This is a genomic window from Pantoea sp. R102, from assembly GCF_004916815.1.
GTDB classification, from domain to species: Bacteria; Pseudomonadota; Gammaproteobacteria; order Enterobacterales; family Enterobacteriaceae; genus Pantoea; species Pantoea dispersa.
Genome location: NZ_SDFT01000006.1, coordinates 1 through 9,677, shown reverse-complemented (window position 1 = coordinate 9,677; position 9,677 = coordinate 1). Strand labels below are relative to the sequence as shown.

7 protein-coding genes are annotated in these 9,677 nt (G+C 59.3%); 5 read left to right on the top strand and 2 right to left on the bottom strand.

The window, feature by feature from the left end:
• From ERD80_RS01025 to ERD80_RS01015, 3 genes are all read left to right on the top strand, one after another.
• Positions 1 to 1,079: amidase (locus ERD80_RS01025; RefSeq protein ID WP_136545545.1), on the top strand; the 1,079-nt coding region annotated here is incomplete at its 5' end.
• 2 nt (positions 1,080 to 1,081) lie between these two features.
• A complete protein-coding gene (locus tag ERD80_RS01020; RefSeq protein ID WP_136545544.1) occupies positions 1,082 to 1,723 on the top strand; it encodes a DUF4286 family protein in 642 nt (213 codons plus the stop codon).
• A complete protein-coding gene (locus ERD80_RS01015) occupies positions 1,710 to 3,023 on the top strand; it encodes an MFS transporter (protein ID WP_021509513.1) in 1,314 nt (437 codons plus the stop codon). The genes ERD80_RS01020 and ERD80_RS01015 overlap by 14 nt, the downstream gene beginning before the upstream one ends.
• Before the next feature lie 30 nt (positions 3,024 to 3,053).
• On the opposite strand, the gene ERD80_RS01010 is transcribed toward ERD80_RS01015, so the two are convergent.
• Positions 3,054 to 5,648 carry an EAL domain-containing protein gene (locus ERD80_RS01010; protein WP_282183351.1) on the bottom strand — a complete coding sequence of 865 codons (2,595 nt, stop codon included), beginning with the start codon at positions 5,646 to 5,648 and terminating at the stop codon, positions 3,054 to 3,056.
• A 449-nt stretch (positions 5,649 to 6,097) separates the two neighbouring features.
• On the opposite strand from ERD80_RS01010, the gene ERD80_RS01005 reads away from it, so the two are divergent.
• The gene (locus ERD80_RS01005; protein ID WP_136545543.1) at positions 6,098 to 7,165 is read left to right on the top strand and encodes an acyltransferase; all 1,068 of its coding nucleotides are present in this window, start codon (positions 6,098 to 6,100) and stop codon (positions 7,163 to 7,165) included.
• A 32-nt stretch (positions 7,166 to 7,197) separates the two neighbouring features.
• Here ERD80_RS01005 and ERD80_RS22950 read toward each other — a convergent pair whose 3' ends face one another.
• Entirely contained in the window at positions 7,198 to 8,484 is a 1,287-nt protein-coding gene (locus tag ERD80_RS22950) for a PAS domain-containing methyl-accepting chemotaxis protein (protein WP_132463717.1), read from the bottom strand.
• A gap of 409 nt (positions 8,485 to 8,893) precedes the next feature.
• Between ERD80_RS22950 and ERD80_RS00995 the strand changes: the two genes are divergently transcribed.
• Positions 8,894 to 9,677 (top strand): nitronate monooxygenase (locus ERD80_RS00995; protein WP_136545546.1); only part of this gene is annotated, 784 nt, incomplete at its 3' end.

Sequence of the window (9,677 nt, the reverse complement as noted above, 5' to 3'; positions counted from 1 at the left end):
GCTCGCGCGTGCTGGCGGATGCGCCGCCCGCCGCGCGCGACGCGCATATCGTGCAGCAGCTGAAACAGGCCGGTGCCGCTATCGTCGGCAAAACCAACATGACCGAGTTCGCTTTTTCCGGGCTCGGTATCAATCCGCACTACGGCACGCCAGCTAACCCATGGCAGCGCGGCGAAAAACGCATTCCCGGCGGTTCTTCATCCGGCGCGGCGGTGGCGGTGGCCGACGGCATGTGCCTCGCGGCGGTCGGCACGGACACCGGCGGCTCGGTGCGGATACCGGCGGCGCTGTGTGGGCTGACCGGCTTCAAACCCAGCGCCAGCCGCATCAATCAGGCTGGCACGCTACCGCTATCGGCGGCACTCGACAGTATTGGCGTAATTGCCCATGACGTGCGCAGCTGCTGGCTGCTCGACAGCGTCATCGCCGATCGGCCTTTGCAGCTGGCAGAGCGTGATATCACGCGGGCGCACTTTGCGATTCCACAGACCCGGGTGCTGGACGGGCTGGATCTCGCGGTCAGCCAGGCGTGGCACCACGCGCTGGCACAGCTGCGCGCGCAGGGTGCCACGCTCACCGAGCTGCCGCTGTCTGAACTGGCGGAACTGGAAACCATGAACGCCCGTGGCGGCATCACCGCCTGGGAAGCCTGGCAGTGGCATCAGTCGCTGCTGCAGTCGCACGCGGCGGGTTATGACCCGCAGGTGCGGATGCGCATTGAGCGCGGCGCGTTGCTGAATGAGGACGACGCACAACTGTTGTATCAGCAGCGCGCCGACTGGCGGCAGCGGGTGGAGCAGGCGGTGGCACCGTTCGATGGCCTGCTGCTGCCCACCGTGCCGCTGATTGCGCCGACCATCGCCGAACTCGACGACGCGGAGCGCTATCGCCAGGTCAACCTGCTGATGCTGCGCAACACCAGCGTGATCAACATGCTGGACGGCTGCGCCATCTCCCTGCCTTGTCATCAGCCCGGCAGTGCGCCGGTGGGTCTGATGCTGGCCGCCACCCATGGCAACGATGCCGCGCTGCTCAGCTGGGCGCTGGCGCTTGAATCCATCCTGCAACGGAGTCTCTGAAAATGACACATCCTCACGGCATGCTGTTCGTCGCCACCAACGTCGCCGCTGAAAACGAAGCTGATTTCAATCAATGGTATGACCATGAACATGTCGCCGAGCGCGTCGCCATTGACGGCTTTCTCAGCGGCACGCGCTATCAGGCGCTGGATGCTGAACGCAAGTACCTCGGACTGTATGAAACCTGCTCGCTGGAAACCTTCACCAGCGCCGATTACTACGCCGCCTTCACGCGCCAGACGCCGTGGTCGGTAAAAAACCTGGATCGGATGATCAAACCGATGCGCCGCGTGTGTGCCATCACTCAGCAGCACGGTCAGGGCAGCGGCAGCCACCTTGCGGTGCTGACGCTACAGGCTGGCATTGAAACTGCAACGCTCAACGCCTGGCAGCAGCAGGTTGCCACGGTGCCGGGCTATATCGCCTCGCGCTTACTCACGCCGGACACCACGCTGAGCACGCCGCTGCCACAGGAAGATCGGGCGCAGCGCGCCATGCGGCCAATGCTGCTGCTCAGCTGTTCGTGCGCCGATGCCTGCCAGACACTGGCGGCCGCCGCGTCACAGGCGCTCAATGCCCGCGCTGAATTTTATGCGCTTAGCTGGCAGCTCACTAAACAGGAGATGGCTCATGGCGAATACTGATTCAACTCTGCCGCACGCCGCGCGTGCCGCAGCAGGGAAAACCCACACCGGCCGTCTTGCCGCGGCCAGCTCCATCGGCACCGCGCTGGAGTGGTACGACTTTACCGTTTACAACATCATGGCGGCGCTGGTGTTTAACCATGTGTTTTTCCCCAGTTTCGACCCGCTGGTCGGCACCATTCTGGCGTTTTCAACTTACGCCGTGGGTTATGTGTCGCGTCCGGTGGGCGGTTTTATCTTTGGCCATCTCGGGGATGTCGCCGGGCGCAAGGCGGTCTTGATCACCACGCTGGTGATCATGGGCGTGACCACGGCGCTGATGGGCATGCTGCCCGGTTATGCGCTGTGGGGCATCTGGAGCCCGATTCTGCTGGTGGCGCTGCGCTTTGTGCAGGGCATCGCGCTGGGCGGCGAATGGGCCGGCGCGGTGTTGCTCTCCATGGAGCACGGCGAAGCCAGTAAGCGCGGGCGTAACGCCTCGTTCGCCCAGGTCGGGCCTTCCTGCGGCACGCTGATTGGCACCGGTTTTATCACTTTAGTGACGTTGTCACTCAGCGGCGAACAGTTTCAGGAGTGGGGCTGGCGCATCCCGTTCCTGCTCAGTCTGCTGCTGGTGATGTTTGGCCTGTGGCTGCGGCGTGGCGTGGAAGAAACCCCGACTTTCGTGGCGATGCAGCAGGCGGAGAAAACCAGCCACACGCCGCTGAAAGAGGTGTTCCTGCGCTATCCACGTGAACTGCTGATCGCCGGCGGCTCGCGCATCGGCTCTGACGTGCTGTACGCGCTGGTGGTGGTGTTCACCCTGACATACGTCACCACCGTGTTACAGCTGCCGCGTCCGCTGGCGCTGATGGCGACGATGGTCGGCGCGATTGGCAACGCGTTGACGGTGCCGCTGTTTGGCGCGCTGTCCGACCGCCTCGGCCGCCGTCCGGTGTACATTGCCGGCGCGCTGCTGGCTATTGTCTGGTCGTTTGTGTTTTTTGTCCTGCTCGACAGCACTCAGCCGTGGCTGATTGTGCTGGCGGTGGTGATTGGCCTGCTGATTCACGCCATGATGTACGGTCCGCAGGCGGCGTTTGTCACCGAGCAGTTCCCGAGTCACGTGCGCTATGCCGGTTCGTCACTGGCCTATACGCTGGCCGGCATCATCGGCGGCGGTTTTGCCCCGCTGATCATTACCTCGCTGTATAAAGAGCTGGGCAGCACGCTGTGGGTGTCGCTATATGTGACGCTGGCGCTGGCGATCACCCTGTTTGCCTTATGGAAAGCCAAAGAAACCGCGCACCAGTCGCTGTAATCACCTCTGGCGAAGGATCGCCACCTTTTATCAAATATTCATGTGCAGCGCCGGTTCACTCTGCGGCGGCTCGGTCGAGATTTGCGGCAGCGGCAGCGGTCGTCCGATGTAGTAACCCTGAATGGCATCGCACGCCAGCTCCTGCAGCTGCGACATTTGCACCGGCGTTTCCACGCCTTCCGCGGTTACCGACAGGGAATAGGCTTTGCCGAGTCCAATCATGTTTTCCACCACCTGGCGCGCCTGGGGCGAATCGGCCAGCGGAAAAATAAAGGATTTATCGATTTTGATGCCGTCGAACGGGAAGGCGCGCAGGTAGCACAGCGACGCATAGCCGGTGCCAAAATCATCAATCAGAAATCTCACCCCCAGCGCTTTCACCGCCTGCATCACCGCCAGGGTTTTATCCGGATCGCTCAGCAGCGCGTTTTCCGTGACTTCAATTTCCAGCCGCTGGCTCGGCAGACCGCTGAGCTGCAGCACCCGGGTGATGCGTTCGGCTAAGGCGCTATCCTGCAATTCGCTGGCGGAAATATTCACTGAAACCGCCATTTCCGGCCGGTAACGGGCGATGTCCTCGCAGGCATTGAGCAGCACCCAGTCGCTCAGTGCGCTGATCAGGCCGGTCTCTTCGGCCAGCGGAATAAACTGATCGGGCATCAGTAAGCCCAGCCGCGGATGCTGCCAGCGTACCAGCGCCTCGACCGCGCTGATGCGCTGCGCGATCAGGTCATAGCGCGTCTGATAGACCAGCCGCAGCTGGTTCTCCTGCAGCGCTGCGCGCAGCTCATGCTCCATTTCGCGCCGCTGCACAATTTTCTCTTCCATGTCACGGTCGAAAAATATCCACTGGTTGCGGCCGCTGTTTTTCGCTTTATACAGCGCGATGTCGGCGAAGCGCAGCAGATCGCTGGCGTTGTCGGCATCCTGCGGGGCCAGCGCGATGCCGAGACTGCCGCCGATGTGGATGTCGTTGTCGTACACCGGGAACGGCAGATTGAGCTGGGCGATGAGCTGCTGACACAGCGCGTCGACCTGCTCGCGGCTGCCCGCCTCCGGCAGAATCACCACAAACTCATCGCCGCCGAGCCGCGCCACCAGGCCGTTGCCGTTGAGCGTGCGCCGGATACGATCTGATACCGCATGCAGCACCTGATCGCCCGCCGCATGACCGTAGAGATCATTGACCGGTTTGAATTTATCCAGGTCGATCATAATCATCGCCAGTAGCGGCTGCGCCGGCAGCGGCAGGCTCAGCTGCCCCGTGAGGAATTCGCGCATCTGCACGCGGTTGGCCAGTCCGGTCAGTTCATCGAAGTGCGACAGATAGTGCGCGCGCGCCTGCGCTTCAACTTCCAGCGTTACGTCGCTGGCGCTGCCGCGAAAGCCGCTGACGCCATGCGCCAGGCTGACGCGCTTGAGGGTCAGATTGCAGTAGCGCGGCTGATGCTGAGCGGAGAGATAGCGGCAGCCGTTCAGCGTAAGCTGACCGCCAGAGTCTGCCAGCTGCAAAAGCCGGGCGCGCTGGTGTTCATCGCACAGCAGGAAATCCAGTAGCGTGCGCTGCAGCCACTCCTCGCTGGTAAACCCGGTAACTACCGGGAAACGGCCGGAAACCCAGCTGAAGCGCAGCTGTTCGTCCATCTCCCAAATCCAGTCGGTGGTAATTTCGGCGATATCACGGAAGCGGCGTTCGCTGGCGCTGAGCGCCCGCTGGCTTTGCGCCAGCAGCAGCGTATTTTCATCATTGAGCTGCGCTTTACGCAGCGCGTTGCGCATCAGCATGATGGCGCCATACAGCGTGATTAGCATGGCGATCACCAGCAGCGGCAGCAGGGCGGTCAGCAATTTACCGCCGGGGTTGCTGCTGGTCCAGCGCAGCGTGGCGTCATGGCCGTCGGCGGCGAGGCGCAGGCTTTCCGCCACTGGCGCGCGGGGTGCAGCGAATTCCACCCGCAGCGCGTTGATGCCGTATTCATGCCCCAGCTGCAGCAGCTTGTCCGGCGTCAGGCGATCGGCAAAGATCATCAGCGATGGCGGGCCGGGCTCCTGCGGCACGCTGTTATCGCCACCGGTGGTGATCCATGCGGCGCACAGCAGCACCAGTTGCTGGTTTACCACCACAAAGCGCGACAGCGCCTTACCGTCATTGTGCTGTAACTGCTGACGCAGCGCGGGCAGTTGCTGGCGACCGAGCCAGTCGGTGAAATCGCGTTGCTGCAGCTGACCGTCGATCACGCTGTAAACCGTATCGCCGCGCGGCGCGATGACAAACACGCCCTCGTAGGCAAAGGTCTGGAACAGCGACTCACCCAGATTCTGCCGCGTCCACGCCCAGTCAGTATTCAGCGTGCGGTGCAGGTTTTGGTAGGCTTCGCCCCATTCTGCATTATCGGAGAGGTGAAACTGCATCACTTCCTGACGCGTCTGCAACGCCTTCTCCAGCAGCAGGCGGTTTTGCCGCGCCTCCTGCTGGTTGAGATCGCTGGCGATAAAGCACAGCGTCACCAGCGCCACCATAAAGGAAAGAAAAATCAGCAGCACCATCAGCAGCATCGGCTGGCGCATCAGTCCGCGCATCCGATCATCGGTCGGGAAATCCATCAGTGAACGTTTCGCCATCATAGACTTATCACAAACCAGTAAAATGATATTTCATAAGTACGTTATGAGTATCGGCATGACTGCGCCGAACCTGGGCGAAAAAGTAAAAAAAGCGTGAGCGGAGCGGCAAAAACAGATCGCATATTCGGCCAGAAGCCCGACGATGCCGTGGCGCAATCAGATCTGCATAAGGTCTGTTAATAAAAGGCCCTGCCGCTGCGTTTGCACCAGGGCAATTCGGCGAGTGCCGGTAAATTTTTCCCGTTGCGCTAATAGCTTAGTGTTTATTTAAGAATTATGACTGTGAATATATTACAGCCATAATTTATCAGAGCATGATTTAACGTTCAGGCTGGCAGAGTTTTATCTTTAATTAATGCTGCGTTATCCAGGACTATTCTTGTTGAGTGTAAATCTTTGTCAGTGCTAATTTGCTGAAACCCATCTGCTCCTCTTTCCAGAGACCACTTATGCAACCACGTATCACGCATCTTGATGGCATGCGCGGATTAGCGATCCTGCTGGTGATTGCTTATCACGCCTATGCCCGCTGGCCCGAACTGTTGCCGTATGCCGCCACTACCCAGCATATTCCGCTGCTGGCATTTGGCTGGGTCGGCGTGCAGTTGTTTTTTATGATCTCCGGCTTTGTCATATTTATGACGCTGGATAAATCGTCCGGCTACCTCAGTTTTCTCAAAAAACGCTGGCTGCGCCTGTTTCCGGCGATGCTGATAGCCAGTCTGCTGCTGTACGTTGCCGGCGGCTTTTTTCCGGAGTGGTCGCTGATGACACCGGAAAGCCGCAACCTGCTGCCCGGCCTGATCTTTGTTAATCCTGAAACGCTGACGCAACTGACCGGCATTGAATTCCGCTCCATGGCCGGATCGTTCTGGTCTCTCTATGTTGAAGCGCTGTTTTATCTGATTATTGGCGCGGTTTATTTTACCTTTGGACGTAAATATTGTCTGCCGGCGCTGATTGTGCCGATGTTATTACTTTCCGCCTCATCGGTATTGAAATCACTCGGCCATCCATTATTAATCGATGTAATTTCAAAATTCGGTTTTATTCACTATGCCTGGTTTATGGTCGGCTGTCTGGTTTATGAACGTCTGCACGGGCGCGATAAACGTTATCACTACGCGCTGACCGCGCTGGCCTTGCTGATTAATTTCAGCTACTACGTTAAAAACAGCGGCGTGGTCGCCGTGGTGCCGCTGTTACTGGTAATGCTGTTTTTTATCGCCAGCTTTTATTCCAGACAGATTGAGCGCTGGCTTTCCCTGCGCTTTTTCACCGCCATCGGATTTGTCAGTTACGCACTGTATCTGATTCATGAAAATTTAATGATCGCGATATTGATTAAGCTTAATGGCTATATCAAAAATGAGGCGGTGATGACGATGCTGCCGGTGGTGGTGGCCAGCGTACTGTATTACGTTGCCTGGCTGATCAGTAAATATGCCGAACCGGCGCTGCGTAATGCGCTGAAGTGGAAGCGGCAGCCCGCGCCGCAGGCGGGCAGTGGGCTGTAAACGCGCGGGAGCCAGCGCTCCCGCGTACGCTGTCACACATCCAGCCGGTGAATGACGTTCACAAACTCGTGTACGCCACTGTTGATTTCCCGCAGGCTGCGCGACAGCACGCTGATCTTCTCCTGTTCGGTCACCACAAATTGCCTGACCTCATCCAGCTGCTGATACATCTGCTGGATCAGGTCGGCATTTTGCTCCACGACCACGGAAATCTGTTTGGTGGCGCTGGCGGTCGAGGCCGCCAGGCGGCGTACTTCACCTGCCACCACGCTGAAGCCACGTCCGGCCTCGCCGGCACGCGCGGATTCGATGGCGGCATTCAGTGCCAGAATGTTGGTCTGCGAGGCAATCAGGTTGATGGTTTCCACCACGTCGCTGATGCTCCTGGCTGAGGCGGTGAGCTGCGCGCCAATTTCGGCGGCGGCATTCACCTGCTGCGCCACCAGCCCGGAGTTACGCACCGTTTCATCCAGCACTTCATTGGCGTTATCGGTAATTTGTGAGGTCTGCTCAGAGGTGGTCAGCGCGATATCCGCCACGCGCTTCGCCGCCTCGACGCGCGCGGTGATATCTGAGGCGATCTTAATCACTTTGTAGACCTTACCATCGCCGTCAAACACCGGGTTGTAGCTCGCCTCCAGCCAGATGCGCTCGCCGCTGGCGGTCTTACGCTCAAAGCGACCGACAAAATGCTGACCGTTGCCGATTTTGCGCCAGAAGTCCGGATTCTCGCGGTAAAAATTGTCGAAGCAGAACAGGCGATGATGCTGGCCGGTAATGGCTGGCAGGGTATAGCCCATGTGGGTGAGGAAGTTGGCGTTGGCGGTAATGATGTGACCGTCCGGCGTGAATTCAATCACCGCCATCGAACGGTCCAGCGCCGTTATCACCGCCTCTTTATGTTCCAGCTCCTGATGACGCGCAGTGATGTCGCTCGCGACCTTGATCACTTTGTACACTTTGCCGCGCTCATCGCTCACCGGAAAATAGGTCGCGCTGAGCCAGAAGCGCTGATGCTGCTTGTTGAAACGCTCAAAAATGCCGTTCACCGATTCGCCGGCGGCCAGCGTTTGCCAGAAGGCGTAATAGTCGGAAGACTGGCTGTAAGCAGGGCTGCAGAAAATCCGGTGATGCTGTCCCTGAATTTCATGCAGCTGATAGCCGGTGACCTGTAAAAATTGCGCATTGGCGCTGAGGATTTCACCGGCCGGTGAAAACTCAATCCACGCAACATGCTGCTTTATCGCTTCAATATCCTTAGCAATGTCGCCACTTTTGGCAAATGGCAGAGAAAGGCTCGATTTTTTCACCCCGAACATGAGAGACCTCAGGCGCTTGGTATGCTGTTGAACGAAATGCAGGCGCAGATGCGCGCGTGCTAACGCATTCGGCGCGTCCAGTGGACGGCACCGCATGATTTCCCCGGTTGTCCATTACAGCCGTGCCACAGGCACAGGCTGCTGTCTCGCTGCGCACCGATGTGCGCAGGTGGGGTGTGTAATGGTGTTACCTGCCTGATGTTGTTACAGCGCAAGCTGAAAGCTGTTTTTGCTATGCAACTTTGATTATCGACCGTGGCGTTAAAAATGTGAGAAAAAAGTGATCAACGGCGCGCGCGCGGGTAAGAAAAGTGTCCAGCGGACTTGTTAAAAGATGCATGTTAAATGTATGTTAATGCCCGAGACGTGACGCAATCAACGCCCGATGACGGCCTGGAGAAAAACCACCATGACGACCGCGCTGTGCCAGCTGTTAAAACTGCAGTATCCGCTGATTCAGGCACCGATGGCCGGTGTCGCCACGCCGCAGCTGGCCGCAGCGGTATCCAATGCCGGGGCGCTGGGATCGATTAGCGTTGGCGCGGTGACACCGCAGCAGGCGGCAGAAATGATTGCCCACACCCAGGCGCTGACGCGTGGCCCGATCAACGTCAACGTATTTTGTCACGCGCCGGCAAGGCGGGATGCCGCGCGCGAGGCGGCGTGGATCAGCCGGTTCAGCCCGCAGTTTGCGCAGTACCAGACGGCGCTGCCGCCGGCACTAACGGAGATCTATCAGAGCTTTTTGCACAATGAGGCGATGCTGACGGTGCTGGAGCAGGCGCGGCCGGCGGCGGTCAGTTTCCATTTCGGCATTCCCGATGCCACGGCCATCGCCCGGCTTAAACAACGTGACATTGTCACGCTGGCGACCGCCACCAGTCCGCAGGAAGCGCGGGCAGTTGCGCGCAGCGGTATCGATATCATTGTGGCGCAGGGCTATGAAGCCGGTGGCCATCGCGGCCATTTTGATCCGGGCGCGCCAGACCAGCAGCTTTCGACCGTTGCGCTGGTGCAGGCGATTCGTCAGCACACCGCGCTGCCGGTGGTGGCAGCGGGCGGCGTGATGGACGGTGCCGGCATCGCGACGATGATGAAACTGGGTGCCAGCGGCGTTCAGCTCGGTACGGCGTTTGTGCTGTGTCCCGAATCGGCGGCCAGTGCGGCCTATCGTCGCGCGCTGCTGGCGGCCG